Here is a 19342-nt window from a genome sequence, read left to right on the forward strand (position 1 = left end):
AAAAATGTCGCTTCGATTCACCGTCTCGCTCGCCGCACTCGGCGCGGCGACGGCCGTCCTGTCCGCCGCCTCCACGCCCGCGAAGGCGGACGAAGGCATGTGGACGTTCGACAACTTCCCCATCCAGACGGTGAACGACAAATACGGCACCCACATCGATCAGGCCTGGCTGGACCGGGTCCGCAATTCCGCCGTGCGCATCAACGGCTGCTCGGCCTCGCTGGTCTCGGGCGAGGGTCTGATCCTGACCAACTGGCACTGCGTCGTCGGCTGCGCCCAGGAGCTGTCCTCGGCCGAGCATGACTACGTCAAGAACGGCTTCCTGACCGCGACCCGCGAGGAAGAGAAGGAGTGCCCCGGCCAGACCGCCGAGATCCTGACCGACATCATCGACGTCACCGACCGGGTGCTGGGCGCCGGCCAGGGGCTGGAAGGCGCGGCCTTCGTCCAGGCGCGCGGCGCCGAGACGACAAAGATCGAGGACGAGAACTGCACCGACAAGGAAACCCAGACCTGTCAGGTGATCAGCTTCTACCGCGGCGGCCGCTACGCCCTGTACAAGTTCCGCAAGTACGAGGACGTCCGCCTGGTCTTCGCGCCGGAAAACCAGGCCGCCTTCTTCGGTGGGGATCCCGACAACTTCAACTTCCCGCGCTACGCCCTCGATACCGGCTTCCTGCGCATCTATGAGGACGGCAAGCCGGTCGCGACCCCGACCCACCTGACCTGGAACCCGAACGCGCCCAAGGAAGGCGACGTGACCTTCGTCGCGGGCAACCCGGGCTCGACCTCGCGTCTGCTGACCATGTCGCAGCTGGAGCGCCTGCGCGACCAGGTGAACCCGATCACCCTGATCCAGGCTTCGGAACTGCGCGGCCGCCTGCAGGAATATGCGACCACCTCGGAAGAGGCCAAGCGGGTCGTCTTCGACCCTCTGTTCGGTCTGGAGAACAGCTTCAAGGTCTATTACGGCCAGGAAGGCGCCCTGACCGACCCAGACTTTATGGGCAAGAAGCGTGAGCAGGAAGCCGAGCTGCGCGCCCGCGTCGCCGCCGATCCCGCCATCGCCGCCCGCATCGGCGATCCGTGGGGCGATCTGGAGAAGGTCCAGGCCTCGGCCCGCGACCTCTACCTGCCCTACCGCCAGTTGGAAGCCTCGGCCGGCGGCGGCTCGGACCTGTACCGCTACGCCAAGACCATAGTCCGCGCCGCCAAGGAACGCGCCAAGCCCCTGGCCGAGCGCCGCGCCGGCTATACCGACGCCGCCCTGGCCCAACAGGCCCGCCGCCTGGCCGAGGTCACCCCCATCGACCAGGGTCTGGAAGAAATCTACCTGACCCACTGGATGCTGAAGACGCGGGAATACCTCACCGTCGACAATGCCGAGGTGAAGGCCATGCTCGGCAAGGACGCCCCGGCCGACATCGCCGACCGTCTGGTTCAGGGCACCAAGCTGGGCGACCCGGCCGTGCGCGCCCAGATGTTCGCCATGACCCCGGAACAGCTGGCCGCCTCGGGCGACCCGATGATCGCCTTCGTCCTGGCCAATGACAACGCGGCCCAAGCCGTGCGCGCCCAGTGGGACTCGGCCGTCAACGGCCCGACGGCCAAGGCCGGCGAGAAGATCGCCCAGGCCCGGTTTGCGGTCTATGGCACCAACCTCTATCCCGACGCGACCTTCTCCCTGCGTCTGTCCTACGGCGCGGTCGAGGGCTGGACCTATCGCGGCGTCACCGTTCCGCCCTTCACCTATATGGGCGGCCTCTATGAGCGGGCCACGGGCGCCGAGCCGTTCAACGCGGCCCAGGCCTTCCTCGACAACGAGTCGAAGGTGAACAAGGACACCGTCTACGACTTCGTCTCGACCAACGACATCATCGGCGGCAACTCGGGCTCGCCCGTGATCAACGCCAAGGGTGAGGTGATCGGCGCCGCCTTCGACGGCAACATCCACTCGCTGGGCGGTTCGTTCGGTTACGACGGCGCGCTGAACCGGACGGTGACGGTTTCGACCGCCGCGATCACCGAGGCCCTGCGCAACATCTACCATCAGCCCCGCCTGCTGGCGGAACTGGGCGTTCGATAACGATCACCGGCTTCCTTCTCCCCCTGCGGGAGATGGTGGCAGCCGCAGGCTGACGGATGAGGGGTCGCACCGGTCTTGCCGGTCGGCCCCTTTTTCTTTCATACGTGCACCCAGAATTGTTCACGCCACCGCGTGACCCCTCATCCGACCGGCTTCGCCGGCCACCTTCTCCCGCAAGGGGAGAAGGAAGGAGATTCAAGATGCGTCATCTCACCCTCGCCGCCTCCATCGCCGTCCTCGCCTTCGCCGCCGCCTCGTCGGCGAGCGCGGAAGAAGGCATGTGGACCTTCGACAACTTCCCGATCGCCCGGGCCAACCAGACCCTGGGGACGAGCATCGATCAGGGTTTCCTCGATCAGGTGCGGCTTTCGTCGGTGAAGTTCGGCGGCTGTTCGGCGGGGATCGTCTCCGGCGAAGGGCTGGTGATGACCAACAATCACTGCGTCGCGACCTGCGTGGCCAATATCTCGACCCAGGCGACCAACTATGCCGAGACCGGCTTCACGCCCAGGGCGCGCGAGGAAGAAGTCAAATGTCCGGGCGGCACGGCCGAGGTTCTGACCGGCATCGCCGACGTGACCGAGCGGATGCACAAGGCCGGAGAGGGCCTTTCGGGCGCCGCCTTCACCCAGGCGCGTGACGCCGAAGCGGGCCGTATCGAGAGCGAAGCCTGCGGTGATGCGACGGACAAACGCTGTCAGGTCGTCAGCCTGTACCGCGGCGGCCAGTTCAAGCTCTACACCTACAAGAAATACACCGACATCCGTCTGGCCTTCGCGCCCGAGGACCGGGCCGCGACCTTCGGCGGCGACCTCGACAACTTCTCCTTCCCGCGCTTCGCCATCGATGCGGCCTTCATCCGGCTGTATGAGAACGACGCTCCGGCCCGGACCCCGACCCATTTCGCCTGGAACGCTTCGGCGCCGGTCGAAGGCACGCCGGTCTTCGTCTCCGGCAGCCCGGGTGCGACCCAGCGCCTGCTGACCCAGGACCAGCTGATGACGGTGCGCGACGTGGTCCTGCCGATGGATCAGCTGATTGCGTCCGAGCTGCGCGGCCGGATGATCCGCTATTCCGAAGAGGGCGAGCGTCAGGCCTTCGAGGCCATGGACCCGATCGTCAGCCTCGAGAACACCTACAAGCGCGGTCTCGGTCGCATGCGCGCCCTGACCGACCCGGCCTTCATGGCGACGCGAGCAGCGGGCGAGGCCGATTTCCGACAGAAGGCCGGCGAGGCGACCTTCAATGATCTGGCCGCGATCCAGCCGGCGGTGCGCGAACTCTATGCCCCCTACGCCCTGCTGGAGGGCGGCACCGGCATCGGCACGACCTCGGTCGCCGGCGGATCGCAGCTGTTCCTCTGGGCGCGGACGCTGGTGCGCGGCGCGCAGGAGCGGGCCAAGCCGTCGGACCAGCGCCTGCCGGAGTTCGCCGACAGCCGCCTGTCGGCCGCCCGGACCGCCCTGTTCGCCGAAAAGCCCGTCTATCCGGAGCTCGAGCAGATTCGCATGGAGTGGTGGCTGTCCAAGACGCGCGAATGGCTGACCGTCGACAGCCCCTATGTGCGTCCGCTGCTGGGCCGGGAATCGCCTGAACAGCTGTCGGCCCGCGTCGTCTCGGGCACGAAGCTGGCCGATCCGGCAGTGCGCCGCGCCCTGTGGGAAGGCGGTCTCGCCGCCATTCAGGCGTCGGACGATCCGATGATCCAGTATCTGCTGTTGATCCAGGAGCCGACCCGCGCCATCCGCACCGAGTGGGAGGAGAAGGTTCAGGCCCCGACCGACCGCGGCTCCGAAGCCCTCGCCAAGGCCCGCTTCGCCGCCTATGGCGACGCCGTCTATCCGGATGCGACCGGAACCCTGCGCCTGACCTATGGCAAGATCGAGGGCTCGGACGTGCCCGGCCAGCGCTGGGGCCCCTTCACCACCTTCGCCGGCCTGTGGGACCGCGCCACCGGCGCCCCGCCGTTCGACGTCGCGCCGAAGCTGCTGGCCGCGAAGGACCGAATCCCGGCCGACACCGTGCTGGACATGACCGTATCGTCGGACACCATCGGCGGCTCCTCGGGCTCGCCCGTTGTCAATGCGAAGGGCGAGATCGTCGGGGCGAACTTCGACTCGACCGTACTCAGCCAGCGCAACGCCTATGGCTATGACCGCCAGGTCAACCGCAGCGTCATCGTCACCACCGGCGCCGTCACCGCCGCCCTGCGCGACGTCTACGGCATGTCGGGTCTGGTCGCGGAACTGGGGGTTCGGTGAGCCTGAACCTGAGGCCGGCCACGCCGGACGACATCCCGGCCCTGCACCGTCTGGTCGAGAGCGCCTATCGCGGCGAAACGGCGAAAAAGGGCTGGACCCATGAGGCCGACCTGCTGGGCGGTCAGCGCACCGACGCGGACGGCCTGGCCGAGATCATCGCCGAACCGGACAAAACCCTCCTTCTGGCGCTGGAGGGGGCGGCTCTGGTCGGCTGCGTCCTCGTGGCCCGTCAGGCTGACGGTTCGGCCTATCTGGGCATGTTGTCGGTCGATCCGGAGCGGCAGGCGGGCGGTCTGGGCCGTCGACTGATGGCGGGCGCCGAGGCCTTCGCGGCGCAGACGCTGAAGGCGCCGCGCATGGAGATGACGGTCATCCGCCAGCGGGCGGAGCTGATCGCCTGGTACGAACGGCGCGGCTATGCCCTGACCGGCGAGACCCAGCCCTTCCCTCTCAACGACGAGCGCTTCGGCCTGCCCAAGCGGCGCGATCTGGAGTTCGTGGTGCTGACGAAGGCGCTCTGATCTAGAGCGGGTCCAGCTTGACGACTTCGGGCTTGTTCATCTCGCGGCGCGCCTTGTCGAAATACTGCCAGCCGGTCCACAGGGTGGCGAAGGCCGCGGCCCAGATCAGGGTGTCGGCGACGAGCTGGAACTGGTCGATATAGTCGAGGTCCCAGCCGAAGCCGTCCCAGTTGCGGGCCAGAAGCTGGGCGCCGAGGGCGACCATCTGCAGCGTCGTCTTCCACTTGGCCAGGAGGGTGACATCCAGTTTGACCTTGCCGGCGACGGTCTCGCGCAGGGCCGAGACGGCGAACTCGCGGAACAGGATCAGGCCGCAGGGGATGGCGATCTGGGGCACGGAGCCCGAGGTCAGCACGCCCAGAATGGCCCCCGTGACCAGGATCTTGTCGGCGATCGGGTCGAGGATGGCGCCCCAGCGGGTCGTGGCGTTCCAGCGGCGCGCCAGATAGCCGTCGACCCAGTCGGTCGAGGCCGCGACCACGAAAATCCAGAAGGCGGCGCGGTACAGGGCGAACTGGTCGTCCGGGTCCAGATAGGCCGACAGCGGCCCGAAGCCCCCGGTGGCCCCGGCCAGGATCAGGAACATCACCACCCCGGCGAACAGGCGAATGCCGGTCAGGATGTTGGGGATCGGATTGGCGTGATGGGCGGGGGTCATCGAGTCTCTTTCAGGCGGCTGCATATCGTTTGCCATGCTTCGCCGCCGGACGCGACTGCCTGAACCAAACGACCGATCAGCCCAGAGGTTCGAACCTCGGCCCGTCGCCCAGCTTGCGCAGCACGCCGTCGGCGATGCCGAAATGCAGGCCTGTCAGGGTCAGCTTGCCCGCCGCCTCGCGCTCGGCGATCCAGGGGAAGGTGCGCAGGTTGCGGATCGACAGCCGGACCACGGCCTCCTCCGCCGCGCTCTGGACCTCTTCGGGGGCGACCGTCTCGGCGACATGGCGGACCACCGGCGTGCCCTGCTCGACCCAGGGGGCGACGAAGTCGCGGCAGTTGTCGGGGGCGCCGTGCAGCATGGCGCCGACGCCGCCGCAGCTGGCATGGCCCATGACCACGATGCGCGACACCTCCAGCACCTTGACCCCGAACTCCAGTGCCGCCGAGACCCCGTGCCTCTGGCCGTCCGGCTCATAAGGCGGGACCAGGTTGGCGACGTTGCGGACCACGAACAGCTCGCCCGGCGCCGCGTCGAAGATCAGGGCCGGGTCGGCGCGGCTGTCGGAACAGGCCACGATCAGGGTGTGCGGCTTCTGGCCCTTGGCCAGGGTCTCGTACTCCGCGCGGGCTTCCGGCCAGTGCTCCTGGCGGAAACGGCGGTAGCCCTCGGTCAGGGCGTCTTCGGTGGGATCGCTCATGAGCCCGGTTCTAGGCCGGGAAGGTCCGTTGCGGAAGTCAGGCCCTAACGGAAGTCAGGCCTTGCGGAAGAAGGCGTGGATGCGTTCGGCCAGAGGTTCGCTGATCCCGTCGACCTTGACCAGATCGACCACCGAGGCCCGACCCACCCCCTTGGCCGAGCCGAAGGCGTGCAGCAGGGCCTTCTTGCGGCCGGGCCCAACGCCCTCGATCTCGTCGAGGGGGTTTCGCTTGATGTCCATCGAGCGGCGCTTGGCGTGGGCGCCGTTGGCGAAGCGGTGGGCCTCGTCGCGAAGCCGCTGGATGTAGTAGAGGGCCGGCGACTTGAGCGGCAGCATGAAGGGCGGCTTGCCGGGCACGAAGAAATGCTCCTTGCCCGCGTCGCGGTCCGGCCCCTTGGCCACGCCGACGGCCAGGATGTCGTCCAGCCCCAGATCGGCCAGCACGGCCAGCACCTCGGCCAGCTGGCCGGCGCCGCCGTCGATCAGCAGCAGGTCGGGGCGGACCACCTCCTCGGCGCCCTCCTCCTCTTCCTTGACCAGTCGCCCGAAGCGACGGCGCATGACTTCACGCATCATGCCGTAGTCGTCGCCCGGCGTGATCTCCTGATCGCGGATGTTGAACTTGCGGTACTGCGACTTCTGGAAGCCCTCGGGGCCCGCCACGATCATGCCGCCGACCGCATTGGTCCCGGAGATGTGGGCGTTGTCATAGACCTCGATCCGCTCGGGCCTGCTGTCCAGACCGAAGGCCTCGCAGACCTCGTCGAGGATCTTGCCCTGGGCCGAGCCCTCGGCCATCTTCCGGCCCAGGGCCTCGCGGGCGTTGGTCAGGGCGTGCTCGACGAGGGCGGCCTTGTCGCCGCGCTGCGGGCGATCGATGGAGACGACGCGCCGCCCGTCCGCCTCCCTCGCTTTCATCGAGAAGGCCTCTTCCAGAAGCTCCTTCTCGAACGGGACGACGTTGGACAGGATCACGCGCGGGACCGGCTTGTCCTCGTAGAACTGGCCGAGGAAGGAGGACAGGATCTCGGGATCGGTGTCCGACTTGTCGACCCGCGGGAAATAGGCGCGGCCGCCCCAGTTCTGGCCGGCGCGGTAGAAGAAGACCTGCACGCAGGCCTGACCGCCTTCACTGAACAGGGCGAAGACGTCGGCCTCCGCCACGCCTTCGGCCGAGACCGAATTCTCCATCGAGATGGCCGACAGGGCGCGGATGCGGTCGCGAACGCGGGCGGCCTGTTCGAAGTCCTCGGCCTCGGCAGCGTTGGTCATTTCGGCGGACAGGCGACTGATGACGGCGCGCGACTTGCCGCGCAGGAACTGTTCGGCCTCGGTGACCAGCTCGCCGTAATCCTCCAGCGAGATCAGGCCGGTGCAGGGCGCCGAGCAGCGCTTGATCTGATGCAGCATGCAGGGCCGCGTGCGGGTCTCATAGACGCTGTCCGAGCACGACCTGAGGAGGAAGGCCTTCTGCAGGGTGTTCAGGGTCCGGTTCACCGCCCAGGTCGAGGCGAAGGGTCCGAAATAGTCGCCGGGCGTCGTGTGGGCGCCGCGGTGCTTCCGGACCTGGGGCGCGCGGTGATCGCGGCGGATCATCAGCTCGGCGAAGGACTTGTCGTCGCGCAGCACGACATTGAAGCGCGGCTTCAGCTTCTTGATGAAGTTGGATTCCAGCAGCAGGGCCTCGGTCTCCGAGGCCGTGACCACCAGCTCCATCGACCGGGTCAGGGAGACCATCAGCCCGATGCGCTGGGTGTGGAACCGGCCCTGGGCGTACTGGAGGATGCGCTTCTTGATCGAGCGCGCCTTGCCCACATAGAGGCAGGTCCCGTCCTCGCCGTACATGCGATAGACGCCGGGTTTGTCCGGCGCGCGGCGCGCCTCGTCGCGGATCAGCTCGGCGGCCTTCAGCGCGCCTGAACCGTCTTCAGCCAGAATCGTCTCCTCGGTCATCGGGAGCAATATAGGCGATTTGAAACCGATTGCTGGCGGGAGGGACTAGCCCACCACCGAAATCTGCGGACGGCCGCTATTGTCCTCAAGCCAAGGCGGGGCCGGCATGGCGCGGTGGGCGTTGGCCAAGGCCTCGGACCAGCGACGGCCGAGGTCCTTGAAGTAGGGATCGTCGACCTCAATGCGGCGCTGTTCGCCGTGGACGCTGTCGCGCTTGATCACGACCATGTCGAACGGAGCGCCGACGGCGACGTTCGAACGGATGGTCGAGTCGAAGCTGATCAGCCCCAGCTTGACCGCCTCGGCCATCGGGGTGTCGGGCCGCAGGGCGCGGTCGAGGATCGGCTTGCCGTACTTGAGCTCGCCGATCTGCATGTACGGGGTGTCCGCGCTGCACTGGATGAAATTGCCCTGGGCATAGATCAGATAGAGGCCCATCTTGCCGCCGCGTATCTGGCCGCCCAGCAGCATGGAGGCCGAGACGCGCAGGCTGTCGGCCTCGAGCGAGGGCGCGATCTCCTTGCGGACCTGATTGAGCGCATAGCCGACCAGCTGGGCCGCGCGGAACAGGCTGGGGGTGTTCTCAAGGGTCTCGATGTCGTCGTGACCGGGCATCTTGATGCCCTCGGCGACCATGGCCAGGGCCGTCTGGGTCACCGACAGATTACCGGCGGTGCAGATGGAGATGATGCGCTCGCCCGGGACCTCGGTGACGTGCAGCTTCTTGTAGGACGAGATGTTGTCGACGCCCGCGTTCGTGCGCGTGTCGGCGATCATCGCCAGACCATCGTTCACAAGCATGCCGACGCAATAGGTCATCGGTTCAGTACAGCCTCGGGGCGCACACGCGCTAAGCAAGCCGTAAGGCTAACAGATTCTCTTCTCACAACGACCCTTGACACTTCATGACCATCCGATGGTCTGTTGTTGTTGCTGGGTCTGTTGCATCTGACGCACACGCAGGGCCACGGTCATGGTCTCCGGACCGCCGCCGTAGCTGGTGCCGCGGAAGGGCGAGGCGCCCAGGGCATCGAGACCCGAGGCCACGCGCACATAGTGCTCCGTCGGGGCGATGCCGTTGGCCGCGTCGAACCCCACCCAGCCCAGATCCGGCACCCAGGCCTCGGCCCAGGCGTGGGCGGCGTCCTGATCGATGATCCCGTCCGAGCGATGCAGGTGACCGGAGACATAGCGGGCCGGGATGCCCATGCGGCGGGCGCAGGCGATGAAGATCTGGGCGTGGTCCTGACAGACGCCCTGCCGTTGGGCGAAGGCGTCGGCGGCGGTGTGATCGGCGGTCGTCGCCCCGACCATGAACGCGACCTCGCCGTGAATGGCCGCCATCAGCCGGTGGAGACGGGCCAGCACATCCCCTTCGCCGTCAACCTTGTCGGTGAACTCGCGCAGGGCCGCGTCGGCGTGGGTCAGGGCGCTGTCGCGAAGATAGACGAGCGGCGACAGACGTTCGGGCGGGCCGCGCAGGACGCCGCCCGTGTCCGTCGTCGCCACCTCCCCCGAGACCCGGATGGTCAGGGTCGGCGTGGGCCGCTCGGTATAGAGGGTGTGGACGATGTTGCCGAAGGCGTCGTCCGAGCGGCGCAGACGAGTGTCGACGTCCGTCTCGATCCGCCATTCGCGGACCTGTTGGCTGTCGGTCGACCGCGGCGTCAGACGCAGGGTCTGGACGATGAATCGCGCGGGCCGGGCGTAGGCATATTGGGTCTGGTAGTCGATCCGGATGCGCATCAGGTCATACCAAGTACTGGTCGTGGATGGCGGCGGCCAGATTGTTGTTCTCGTTCAGGAAACCGAGAATGTATTCGTGCAGGCCCGACTGGAAGATGTCCTCGATCTTGGCGTCGTTGAACTGGGCCAGACGCGACGAGGCCAGCCGCTGGGACGGACCGCGCCGGCCATAGTCGGTGGCCAGCTTCTCCAGATAGGAGACGATCATCCCCTGACAGCTGGCGAGCGAGCGCGGCATCTGGCGGTTGAGCACCATCAGGTCCGCGACCAGCCAGGGCCGCACGCTCTCGCGATAAACCCAGCGATAGGCGGTCAGGGCCGAGACCTCACGCAGCAGGGTGGTCCACTGGAAATAGTCGAGCTGGCCGCCGACGCGCTCGTCGGCCGGCAGCAGCAGGTGGTATTTCACGTCCAGCAGGCGGGCGGTGTTGTCGGCCCGCTCGATGGCCATGCCCAGACGCAGGAACCAGTAGGCGTCGTTGCGCAGCATGGTTCGCGAGGAGGCGCCCTCGACGTTCAAGGAGACGGTCTTCACCCATTCGAGGAAGCGTACGAAGTCGTCGCGCTTTGACGGCTCGCCGAGCTCGTTCATGCCGTTCCAGGCGCCGTTGATCGCCTCCCACAGCTCGATGGTCAGGGCGGTGCGAACCGAGCGCGCATTGGTGCGGGCGGCGGTGATGCAGGCGCGGATCGATGACGGATTGTCCGGGGCAAAGGCCAGGTATTCGCGCACCGACTTTTCGTTCGGGGTCCGGCCCGAAGCGGCGAAGGCGCGCGAGACCCCGGCCGAGGCGATGGCGCTGGCCCAGGCCGTGGCGGCGGCGCCGTCCTTGGCCGGAAGGGCGGCCAGACGCACGGCGGCTTCCAGAATCCGGGCGAGGAAGTCCGCCCGCTCCATGTAGCGGCCGGTCCAGTAAAGGCTGTCTGCGGTACGGCTAAGCATGGCTCTTCAGTCAACCTTCGCCGAAGTCGGGCGAACGCGGCTGGCCCAGACAGAGACAGCAATCATCACCATGGTGAGAATGCCGAAGATCGGGCTTACGTCGCCCACATCCAGCCGACCCGTGCTCCGGGCCCACAGCACACACGCGGAGGCGATCGATACGAAGACGATCGCGCTGATCAGGACGATCTTCTTCAAACTAGTCATCCAGCACCCAGGTGTCCTTGGTTCCGCCGCCCTGACTGGAATTGACCACCAGGGAGCCGGCCTTGAGCGCCACCCGCGTCAGACCGCCGGGCGCGACGCGAATACCCTTGGGGCTGGACAGGACGAAGGGGCGAAGGTCGACGTGGCGCGGCGACAGGTTGCCGCCTTCCAGCGTCGGCGCTGTCGACAGCGCCAGCGTCGGCTGGGCGATGAAGTCGTCGGGATCAGCGATCAGCTTGGCGCGGAAGGCCTCGATCTCGGCCTTGGTCGAGGCGGGCCCCACCAGCATGCCGTAGCCGCCCGAGCCGCCGACCTCCTTGACCACCAGCTCCGGCAGCTTGTCGAGCACCTCCTTGAGCGCTTCCGGCTCGCGGCAGCGCCAGGTCGGCACATTGCCCAGGATCGGATCGCCGCCCGAGAAGAAGCGGATGATGTCGGGCATATAGGTGTAGACGGCCTTGTCGTCGGCGACGCCGGTGCCGACCGCGTTCGACAGGGTGACGTTGCCCGCCGCATAGGCCGCCATGATCCCCGGAATGCCGACCGCCGAGTCCGGGCGGAAGGTCAGGGGATCGAGGAACTCATCGTCGACGCGGCGATAGATGACGTCGACGCGCTTCAGACCCTCGGTCGTGCGCATGTAGACGATGTCGTCATTGACCACGAGGTCGCCGCCCTCGACCAGCTCCACCCCCAGTTTGTCGGCCAGGAAGGAGTGTTCGTAATAGGCGGAGTTGTACGGGCCCGGCGTCAGGACGACGATGTTCGGATCGGCCCCCGCCCCGGCCGGCGCCGAGGCCTGAAGGCTGGCCAGCAGCATGTCGGTATAGGTCTCGACCGGGCGGATGCGGTGCTCGGCGAACAGGTCGGGGAAGAGCCGCATCATCATCTCGCGGTTCTCCAGCATGTAGGAGACGCCCGAGGGAGTGCGGCAGTTGTCTTCCAGCACCAGGAAGCCGTCCTCGCCGGTGCGGACCAGATCGACGCCGCAGATGTGGGTCCAGATGTCGCCCGGTGGGCGGCGGCCCTGCATCTCGGGACGATAGTGGGGATTGGTGAAAATCAGGTCGGCGGGGACAATGCCCGCCTTGATGCATTCCTGCGGACCGTAGATATCCTTGAGGAAGGCGTTGATGGCCGAGACGCGCTGCTTGAGTCCCTTCTCGAGGTCCTCCCACTCCTTCGCCCCGATGATGCGCGGCACCACGTCGAAGGGGATCAGCCGCTCATTGGACTCGACATCGCCATAGACGGCGAAAGTCACCCCCATGCGGCGGAAGAAGAGTTCGGCCTGACGGGACCGCGACTGCAGCAGATCGGACGGCGCGTTCTCGAGCCACCGGGCCAGGGTCCGGTAGCTGGGACGGATCTCGCCGGATCCGCTTTCGCCTGACATTTCGTCGAACGTGGCCCCATTCCCTCTGTTAAGCCCGTTCAGATTGGGCTGGCCTCATCGCATCGCGCAACAGAAATGTTGCAGCGCAAAGACGTTTTCTTTCGCCGGGTCAGGGGCGTGCGCGAACTTCACGTCCAAACGGCGCGGCGCCCTTGACTGTTCCACTGTTACACTCTAGTGGAACGCGCCATGACCGCCCCGATCACCCGCAAGGCCGTTAATAAAGCCGCCGACGACCGCATTGCGCTCTATGACGCCCTGCTGTCGCTGAAGACGCGCGAGGAGTTCGACGCCTTCCTGTCGGACCTGTGCACCCCTTCGGAACTGCGCGCCTTCGCTGAGCGCTGGGCCGTGGCGCGTCTGTTGCACGAGCAGGGCAAGTCCTATCGCGAGATCGCCGCCGAGGCGGGCGCCAGCCCGACCACCGTGGTGCGCGTCGCCCGGTTCCTGAAAGACATGCCGCATCAGGGCTACAGCCTGGTGCTGGATCGACTGACCAAGAAGAAAGCCTGACACCGCCATGAGTACTGTCCAGGGGCGGCTGCGCATCGCCGTCCAGAAATCCGGCCGTCTGGCCGACCGCTCGCTCGAGCTGATCCGCGACGCGGGGTTGAAGTGGGTCAAGGGCCATAACGACCTGCTGTACCGGGTGGAGAACTATCCGATCGATCTGCTGCGCGTGCGCGATGACGACATTCCGACCTTCGTCGCCGACGGCGTCTGCGACCTGGGCATCGTCGGCGAGAATGTGCTGGAGGAGGACAAGAACGGCGGAGCGACGGCCGAGGTCGTCATGCCGCTGGGTTTCGGTCGCTGCACCCTGAAGCTCGCCGTGCCGCCGACCCTGGCCTATGAGGGCCCGCACTCGCTGCAAGGGCTGCGCATCGCCACCTCCTATCCCAAGATCCTGCGCCGGTTCCTGAACGACAATGGCGTGCAGTCCGACACGGTCGTCATGCGCGGCGCGGTCGAAGTCGCTCCCCGGCTGAAGCTGGCCTCGGCCATCTGCGACCTCGTCTCGACCGGCGCGACCCTGGAAGCCAACGGCCTGATCGCCAAGGAGACGGTGTTCGAGAGCCAGGCCGTCCTGATCAAGTCGCCGACAGGACCGGAGCCCGAACTCGCCCATCTGCTGGAATCGATCATCGAGCGGATGGCCGGCGTGGTGTCCTCTCAGGGCGCCAAATACGTCATGCTGAACGCGCCGCGCTCGGCGCTGGACGAGATCACCGCCATCCTGCCCGGCGCCGGCGCCCCGACCGTCATGCCCCTGATGGGCCGAGACGACGCGGTCGCCGTCCACGCCGTGTGTCAGGAAGCCGTCTTCTGGGAAACGCTGGAGAAGCTGAAGGCCGCAGGCGCCTCGGCCATCCTCGTCCTCCCCATCGAGAAAATGATGTGATGAAGAGGCTCGATTGGGCATCGCTGGACGCGGTGGGTCGCAAGGCCGCGCTCGCCCGCCCGACGCAGCGCACCGAGGGCCGCGTCGTCGATGTGGTGCGCGAAATCTTCGAGGACGTGCGCGCCCGGGGCGGTCAGGCGGTCACCGACTGGAGCCTGAAGCTCGACAAGGCCGCGCCGCGCCGCATTGCCATTACGCCGGACTCCGTCAACGAGGCGCGCAATGCGCTGGCGCCCGCCGACACCCGGTCGCTGCGCATCGCCGCCGAGAACGTGCGCGTCTTCCACCAGATGACGAAACCCGCCGACACGCCCTTCGTCGAAACCACGCCGGGCGTGAAGTCGCGTCTGGTCTGGCGGCCCATCGGGGCGGCGGGCCTCTATGTGCCCGGCGGGTCGGCGCCCCTCTTCTCGTCCCTGCTGATGCTGGCCATTCCGGCGGGCGTGGCGGGGGTGCGGGAGCGGGTCGCCGTCACCCCTCCGGCCAAGAACGGCGGGGTTCACCCGGCCATGATCCTGGCCGCGTCCGAGGCCAGGCTCGACGCCCTGTGGCTGATCGGCGGAGCCCAGGCGATCGCCGCCCTGACCTTCGGGGTCGAGCTTGAGGACGGGGTCATCCCGGCCTGCGACAAGCTGTTTGGTCCTGGCAACGCCTATGTCGCCGAGGCCAAGCGCTATGCCTCTTCCCTGCCCGGCGGCCCGTCGCAGGACATGCCGGCCGGACCTTCGGAACTGCTGGTCATCGCCGACGGCTCGGCCGATCCGGAGATCGCCGCCGCCGACCTGTTGAGCCAGGCCGAGCACGATGCGGATGCGCAGGTGATCCTCGTCTCGGATTCGACCGCAACGATCAACGCCATCCTCGAAGAGGTCGAGGCCCAGCTTGAGACCCTGCCCCGCGCCGAGATCGCCCGCGCCTCCCTCGCCGAGGCCCGGATCGTCAAGGTGCGCGACATGGAGGCGGCCTGCGAGGTCGCCAACCTCTATGGCCCCGAACACCTCGCCATCCAGACCGAGGACGCGGACGAACTGGTCGAACAGATCGCGTGCGCCGGCGCCGTCTTTGTAGGCCGCTGGGCCGCAGAGACGCTCGGCGACTATGCCGCCGGGCCGTCGCACGTCCTGCCGACCGACGGCGGGGCGCGGACGCTCGGCGGGATCACCACCTCGAGCTTCATGACCACCATGTCAGTCCAGACGGTGACCGAGGCCGGGGCCGCCGTCCTCGGCCCCGTCGCCGCCCGTCTGGCGCGGCTGGAAGGGCTGGAGGCCCACGCGCGGGCCGCCGATCTGCGGAGCCCGGAATGACCCTGCCCGCCCCCTATGCCCCGCTGGTCTCCGGCGGCGAAGGCCTCGACCGCTACCCGGCCGATCCGTCGGCTCTCGCCGCCCGCATGGCCCAGATCTATGGCGCGCCAGTCGAGCAGGTGCTGCCGGTGCGCGGGCTGACCCATGGGCTGGAGCTGGTCTGGCGTCTCGCCGCGCGCGAGGGCAAGTCCGTTCAGTCGCCCGACGCCCAGCCCTATACCGGTCTTGCCGCCATCTATCCCGGAGCCGGGGAAGCTGCGGCCATCGTCATCCGCGCCCTTGGCTCGCCCGAGGCGGTCGCCGAGATGGCCGAACGCGTCGCCCCCGCCCTGCTGGTCGTGGATGAGGGCCTGATCGAGTTCGCCGACGGCGCCTCGGCCGTGACCGTCGTCGACGACCACGCCAATCTGGTGGTCCTGCGGAGCCTGTCGCTGGCCTATGGTTTGGCCGGCGCCCGCGTCGGGGCGGCGGTCGCACAGCCGCAGACCCTGGCGCGTCTGACATCGGTGCTGGAGCCCTACGCCCTGCCCGAACCCCTGGTCCGGCTGGCGCAGCAGGCGCTGGATCCGTCGCGGATGATCGAGACCGCCGAACGCATCGCCTCGGTCAAGCTGGAGCGCGCCCGCGTCGCCCGCGAGGTCGAGCGGCTGATGACGGTCGAGAGCGGCGTCGGCCCCATCCTGATGGCCCGGCCCGCCGATCCCGAGGCGACCCTGGCCGAGTTGGCGAAGTATGGTGTCGCCGCCGACCGCTCCGGCGACCGGCTGCGTCTGCCGATCTCGATCAAGCCCGAGGTCAACGACCGGCTGCTGCTGGCGCTGGGGCTCAATGTCCCGCGCACCCGGCCGCACCGCACCGGACAGGCCGTGCGCGACACCAAGGAGACGCGCATCGTTTGCGCCGTCGACCTCGACACTACCGGGCCGATCGCGATCCACACCGGCGTCGGCTTCTTCGACCACATGCTGGAACAGGTCGCGGCCCACGGCGGCTTCTCCCTGCGCCTGTCGTGCGAGGGCGACCTGCACACCGATCCGCACCACACCATCGAGGACAGCGCCATCGCCCTCGGTCAGGCCCTGAAACAGGCGCTGGGCGAGCGGCGCGGCATCGCCCGCTACGGCTTCGTCCTGGCCATGGACGAGGCCGAGGCCCATGTCGCCATCGACCTGTCGGGCCGACCCTATCCGCTGTTCGAAGGGACCTTCGCAACCCCCTTCATCGGCGAATACCGCACCGACCTGACGGCCCACGTTTTCCGCTCGCTGGCGGAAGCCATGGGCGCCGCCGTCCACATCAAGGTCACGGGCGACGACGACCACCACAAGACCGAGGCCGTCTACAAGGGCTTCGGCCGCGCCCTGCGTCAGGCCATCCGTATCGAAGGCGACGCGGTGCCCAGCACCAAGGGTGTTCTTTGACCGTCGCCATTATCGGATACGGCGCCGGCAATACCGCCTCGGTCCAGTTCGCGCTGGAACGGCTGGGCGCGGAGGCCGTCATCACCGACGACCCGGCCGTGGTCGCGGCCGCCGAGCGGGTCATCCTGCCCGGCGTCGGGGCGGCGGGTTATGCGATGGAGCGGCTGGCGGCGCTCGGCCTGATCGAGCCTTTACGCGCGTTCGAACGCCCCTTGCTCGGCGTCTGCCTCGGCCAGCAGCTGCTGTTCGAACGCAGTGAAGAGGGCGGTGGAGTGGACCTGCTCGGCTTCATCCCGGGCGTGGTGACGAAGTTCGACATCGACCCCGAACTGCCCGTGCCGCACATGGGCTGGACCCGGCTGACCACCATGAAGGCCGATCCGCTGATCGAGGGCGTCGCCGAGGGGTCTTACGCCTATTTCGTGCACAGCTTCGTCTGTCCGGACGGCGAGGCGACCCTCGCCCGCGCCGACTACGGAACCGTCGTCCCCGCCGTGGTCCGCAAGGGCAATCGCTGGGGTTGCCAGTTCCACCCCGAGCGCTCGGCCGAGGCCGGCGCCCGCATCCTGAAGAATTTCCTCGAGTTGCCCGCATGATCGTCTATCCCGCCATCGACCTCCGCGCCGGGACCTGCGTGCGGCTGATGCACGGCCGGTTCGATCAGGTCACCGAATATGACGAGAACCCGATGCGGCGCCTCGCCAGCTTCGTCCGCGACGGCGCGACCTGGGTCCATATCGTCGATCTGGACGGCGCCCAAGCCGGGCGCGCGGTGCAGCACACCCTGATCGGCGAACTGGCCTCCAGCTTCGACGTGGCCATCCAGTCCGGCGGCGGGGTGCGGTCCGATCAGGACGTCATCCACCTGCTGCGCGCGGGCGTGTCGCGCATCGTCGTCGGCTCTCTGGCGGTGACGAAACCCGATGAGGTCGCAGGCTGGCTGGAGCGGTTCGGGGCCGAACAGCTGACCCTGGCCTTCGATGTCCGCATCGGCGAGGACGGCGTGCCGGTGCCTTCGCTGAAGGGCTGGACCGAGGCGGCGGGCTTCGACCTGTGGGAAGCGCTGGACCGCTATCCTGCCGGAATGCTGAGCCATGTCCTGATCACCGACGTCGGCCGCGACGGCGCCCTGACCGGACCCAATCTCGACCTGCTGGCCGAGGTCCGCCGCCGTCGTCCGGACCTGAAGGTTCAGGCCTCGGGCGGGGTGTCGTCGCTGGACGACCTGACCGCCGCCGCCGCCATCGGCTGCGACGGCGCCATCGTCGGCCGCGCCATCTACGAAGGCCGGTTCACGGCCGCGCAAGCCATCGCGGCCTGCCAGTGACGGCGCGCCGGATCATCCCCTGTCTGGACGTCAAGGACGGCCGGGTCGTGAAGGGCGTGCGCTTCGAGGGCCATGTCGACATGGGCGACGCCGCCGAACTGGCCGCGCGCTATCGCGACGAAGGCGCCGACGAACTGGTCTTCTACGACATCACCGCCAGCCCCGAGGGCCGGACCCTGGACTATGCCTGGGTCAAGTCGATCGCCCGACTGCTGGACATCCCCTTCTGCGTCGCGGGCGGCATCCGCAGCGTCGATCAGGCCGCCGCCTGTCTGGACCACGGCGCCGACAAGGTCTCGATCAACTCCCCGGCGCTGGAGCGCCCCGAGCTGATCGCCGAGATGGCCGAGCGTCTGGGCAGCCAGTGCGTGGTCGTCGGCGTCGACAGCCGCAGTGAGAACGGCGAGTACGTCGTCCACAAATACACCGGCGATCCCGACAGCCGCCGGCCGGCCGGCAAGCGGACCCTGGACTGGCTGAAGGAGGCGCAGAGCCTCGGCGCCGGTGAGATCGTGCTCAACTGCATCGACCAGGACGGGGTGCGGAAAGGCTATGACGTGGCCCAGCTGGCCGAGGCGCGCGCCCTTTTGACCATCCCCCTGATCGCCTCGGGCGGCGCCGGCGCCGTATCGCACTTCCTCGACGTGTTCGAGCAGGCCAATGTCTCGGGCGCACTGGCCGCCAGCGTCTTCCACACCGGCGCCATCGCCATCCCCGACCTGAAGGCCTCGCTGGCGGCGTCCGGCGTGGAGGTGAGACAATGATCGATCCCGATACTCTGGACTTCGCAAAAGGCGACGGCCTGATCCCGGCTATCGTCCAGGACGCCGATACGCTTCAGGTGCTGACCCTGGCCTATATGGACCGCGCCGCGCTGGAGGAGACGATCGAGAGCGGCGAGGCGACCTTCTTCTCGCGCTCGCGTGGCGGACGGTGGCGGAAGGGCGAGACCTCGGGCAACCGTCAGACCGTCGTCTCGATCACCCCCGACTGCGACGGCGACGCGCTGGTGGTCGCCGTGCGGCCGATGGGCCCGGCCTGCCATCTCGGCACGACCAGCTGTTTCGGCGACGCCGACGCCCCGGGTCTCGGCCGGATCGCGGCGCTGGAACGCACCATCGCCGAGCGCGCCTCGCAGGATCCGTCGGTCAGCTACACCGCCCGGATGATGGCCGAAGGGCCCAAGCGTCTGGCCCAGAAGGTGGGCGAGGAAGGCGTCGAGACGGCTCTGGCCGGCGCCGCCGGACCGGATACGGAACTCGCAAGCGAGGCTGCGGATTTGGTCTATCATCTGCTGGTCCTGTTACGGTCGCGTCAATTGGTGTTTCAGGACGTCTTGGACGTGTTGGCTCAGCGGGCCCAACCGGCCAAAGACGCGTCGTAAGAAGGGTCTTTCGCGGCCCCCATCTCCGGA

The 19342-nt window shown here is 67.9% G+C and carries 19 protein-coding genes; 11 read left to right on the plus strand and 8 right to left on the minus strand.

The features are described 5' to 3' along the window. Positions 1-4 precede the first annotated feature (4 nt). From IFJ75_RS13825 to IFJ75_RS13835, 3 genes are all read left to right on the plus strand, one after another. Complete coding sequence (locus tag IFJ75_RS13825; protein WP_207868760.1) at positions 5-2086, plus strand: S46 family peptidase; 2082 nt, start codon at positions 5-7, stop codon at positions 2084-2086. Positions 2087-2286: 200 nt separating this feature from the next. Continuing rightward, positions 2287-4347 (plus strand): S46 family peptidase, encoded by a 2061-nt coding sequence (locus IFJ75_RS13830; protein ID WP_207868761.1) that lies wholly within the window; start codon positions 2287-2289, stop codon positions 4345-4347. 2 nt (positions 4348-4349) lie between these two features. Then, positions 4350-4868: a GNAT family N-acetyltransferase gene (locus tag IFJ75_RS13835; protein ID WP_207932620.1), complete on the plus strand. Its 519-nt coding sequence runs from the start codon at positions 4350-4352 to the stop codon at positions 4866-4868. Position 4869: 1 nt separating this feature from the next. Here IFJ75_RS13835 and pgsA read toward each other — a convergent pair whose 3' ends face one another. The 8 genes from pgsA to IFJ75_RS13875 form a co-directional block, all read right to left on the minus strand. After that, positions 4870-5526, minus strand: coding sequence for a CDP-diacylglycerol--glycerol-3-phosphate 3-phosphatidyltransferase (gene pgsA, locus IFJ75_RS13840; protein WP_207868762.1), 657 nt, complete (start codon positions 5524-5526; stop codon positions 4870-4872). A gap of 76 nt (positions 5527-5602) precedes the next feature. Next, a complete protein-coding gene (locus IFJ75_RS13845; protein WP_207868763.1) occupies positions 5603-6226 on the minus strand; it encodes a carbonic anhydrase in 624 nt (207 codons plus the stop codon). Between the two features lie 54 nt (positions 6227-6280). Next, complete coding sequence (gene uvrC / locus IFJ75_RS13850; protein ID WP_207868764.1) at positions 6281-8179, minus strand: excinuclease ABC subunit UvrC; 1899 nt, start codon at positions 8177-8179, stop codon at positions 6281-6283. A gap of 45 nt (positions 8180-8224) precedes the next feature. Continuing rightward, positions 8225-8980, minus strand: coding sequence for a peptidase (locus tag IFJ75_RS13855; RefSeq protein ID WP_225896833.1), 756 nt, complete (start codon positions 8978-8980; stop codon positions 8225-8227). A 102-nt stretch (positions 8981-9082) separates the two neighbouring features. Then, positions 9083-9925 carry a transglutaminase family protein gene (locus IFJ75_RS13860; RefSeq protein ID WP_207868766.1) on the minus strand — a complete coding sequence of 281 codons (843 nt, stop codon included), beginning with the start codon at positions 9923-9925 and terminating at the stop codon, positions 9083-9085. Between the two features lie 4 nt (positions 9926-9929). Beyond that, complete coding sequence (locus IFJ75_RS13865; RefSeq protein ID WP_207868767.1) at positions 9930-10868, minus strand: alpha-E domain-containing protein; 939 nt, start codon at positions 10866-10868, stop codon at positions 9930-9932. Between the two features lie 6 nt (positions 10869-10874). Further along, a complete protein-coding gene (locus IFJ75_RS13870) occupies positions 10875-11066 on the minus strand; it encodes a hypothetical protein (RefSeq protein WP_207868768.1) in 192 nt (63 codons plus the stop codon). 1 nt (position 11067) lies between these two features. Next, positions 11068-12471: a circularly permuted type 2 ATP-grasp protein gene (locus IFJ75_RS13875; RefSeq protein WP_207868769.1), complete on the minus strand. Its 1404-nt coding sequence runs from the start codon at positions 12469-12471 to the stop codon at positions 11068-11070. Between the two features lie 189 nt (positions 12472-12660). Between IFJ75_RS13875 and IFJ75_RS13880 the strand changes: the two genes are divergently transcribed. Genes IFJ75_RS13880 through hisIE form a run of 8 tightly spaced genes read left to right on the plus strand, consistent with a single transcriptional unit; the run spans position 12661 to position 19312 of the window. Further along, complete coding sequence (locus IFJ75_RS13880) at positions 12661-12984, plus strand: YerC/YecD family TrpR-related protein (RefSeq protein WP_207868770.1); 324 nt, start codon at positions 12661-12663, stop codon at positions 12982-12984. Positions 12985-12991: 7 nt separating this feature from the next. Continuing rightward, a complete protein-coding gene (gene hisG, locus IFJ75_RS13885) occupies positions 12992-13873 on the plus strand; it encodes an ATP phosphoribosyltransferase (protein WP_207868771.1) in 882 nt (293 codons plus the stop codon). Then, positions 13873-15180: a histidinol dehydrogenase gene (gene hisD, locus IFJ75_RS13890; protein ID WP_207868772.1), complete on the plus strand. Its 1308-nt coding sequence runs from the start codon at positions 13873-13875 to the stop codon at positions 15178-15180. The genes hisG and hisD overlap by 1 nt, the downstream gene beginning before the upstream one ends. After that, positions 15177-16601: an imidazoleglycerol-phosphate dehydratase HisB gene (gene hisB / locus IFJ75_RS13895; protein WP_207868773.1), complete on the plus strand. Its 1425-nt coding sequence runs from the start codon at positions 15177-15179 to the stop codon at positions 16599-16601. The genes hisD and hisB overlap by 4 nt, the downstream gene beginning before the upstream one ends. Then, the gene (gene hisH, locus IFJ75_RS13900) at positions 16598-17197 is read left to right on the plus strand and encodes an imidazole glycerol phosphate synthase subunit HisH (protein ID WP_207868774.1); all 600 of its coding nucleotides are present in this window, start codon (positions 16598-16600) and stop codon (positions 17195-17197) included. The genes hisB and hisH overlap by 4 nt, the downstream gene beginning before the upstream one ends. Then, entirely contained in the window at positions 17194-17928 is a 735-nt protein-coding gene (gene hisA, locus IFJ75_RS13905) for a 1-(5-phosphoribosyl)-5-[(5-phosphoribosylamino)methylideneamino]imidazole-4-carboxamide isomerase (RefSeq protein ID WP_207868775.1), read from the plus strand. The genes hisH and hisA overlap by 4 nt, the downstream gene beginning before the upstream one ends. After that, on the plus strand, positions 17925-18692 hold the full coding sequence (gene hisF / locus IFJ75_RS13910) for an imidazole glycerol phosphate synthase subunit HisF (RefSeq protein WP_207868776.1): 768 nt from the start codon (positions 17925-17927) through the stop codon (positions 18690-18692). Before hisA ends, hisF begins: the two co-directional genes overlap by 4 nt. After that, positions 18689-19312 (plus strand): bifunctional phosphoribosyl-AMP cyclohydrolase/phosphoribosyl-ATP diphosphatase HisIE, encoded by a 624-nt coding sequence (hisIE, locus tag IFJ75_RS13915; protein WP_207868777.1) that lies wholly within the window; start codon positions 18689-18691, stop codon positions 19310-19312. The genes hisF and hisIE overlap by 4 nt, the downstream gene beginning before the upstream one ends. Positions 19313-19342 lie beyond the last annotated feature (30 nt).

This window comes from Brevundimonas goettingensis (assembly GCF_017487405.1).
In the GTDB taxonomy this organism is placed as follows: Bacteria; Pseudomonadota; Alphaproteobacteria; order Caulobacterales; family Caulobacteraceae; genus Brevundimonas; species Brevundimonas goettingensis.

Excerpts from the sequence above, each read along its gene's own strand:
- IFJ75_RS13825 (WP_207868760.1), top strand. The coding sequence starts at position 5 with ATGTCGCTTCGATTCACCGTCTCGCTCGCCGCACTCGGCGCGGCGACG.
- IFJ75_RS13875 (WP_207868769.1), bottom strand. The coding sequence starts at position 12,471 with ATGTCAGGCGAAAGCGGATCCGGCGAGATCCGTCCCAGCTACCGGACC.
- hisD (WP_207868772.1), top strand. The coding sequence starts at position 13,873 with ATGAAGAGGCTCGATTGGGCATCGCTGGACGCGGTGGGTCGCAAGGCC.
- pgsA (WP_207868762.1), bottom strand. The coding sequence starts at position 5,526 with ATGACCCCCGCCCATCACGCCAATCCGATCCCCAACATCCTGACCGGC.
- hisB (WP_207868773.1), top strand. The coding sequence starts at position 15,177 with ATGACCCTGCCCGCCCCCTATGCCCCGCTGGTCTCCGGCGGCGAAGGC.
- hisG (WP_207868771.1), top strand. The coding sequence starts at position 12,992 with ATGAGTACTGTCCAGGGGCGGCTGCGCATCGCCGTCCAGAAATCCGGC.
- IFJ75_RS13880 (WP_207868770.1), top strand. The coding sequence starts at position 12,661 with ATGACCGCCCCGATCACCCGCAAGGCCGTTAATAAAGCCGCCGACGAC.
- IFJ75_RS13830 (WP_207868761.1), top strand. The coding sequence starts at position 2,287 with ATGCGTCATCTCACCCTCGCCGCCTCCATCGCCGTCCTCGCCTTCGCC.
- IFJ75_RS13855 (WP_225896833.1), bottom strand. The coding sequence starts at position 8,980 with ATGCTTGTGAACGATGGTCTGGCGATGATCGCCGACACGCGCACGAAC.
- hisA (WP_207868775.1), top strand. The coding sequence starts at position 17,194 with ATGATCGTCTATCCCGCCATCGACCTCCGCGCCGGGACCTGCGTGCGG.
- IFJ75_RS13860 (WP_207868766.1), bottom strand. The coding sequence starts at position 9,925 with ATGCGCATCCGGATCGACTACCAGACCCAATATGCCTACGCCCGGCCC.
- IFJ75_RS13845 (WP_207868763.1), bottom strand. The coding sequence starts at position 6,226 with ATGAGCGATCCCACCGAAGACGCCCTGACCGAGGGCTACCGCCGTTTC.
- hisIE (WP_207868777.1), top strand. The coding sequence starts at position 18,689 with ATGATCGATCCCGATACTCTGGACTTCGCAAAAGGCGACGGCCTGATC.
- IFJ75_RS13865 (WP_207868767.1), bottom strand. The coding sequence starts at position 10,868 with ATGCTTAGCCGTACCGCAGACAGCCTTTACTGGACCGGCCGCTACATG.
- uvrC (WP_207868764.1), bottom strand. The coding sequence starts at position 8,179 with ATGACCGAGGAGACGATTCTGGCTGAAGACGGTTCAGGCGCGCTGAAG.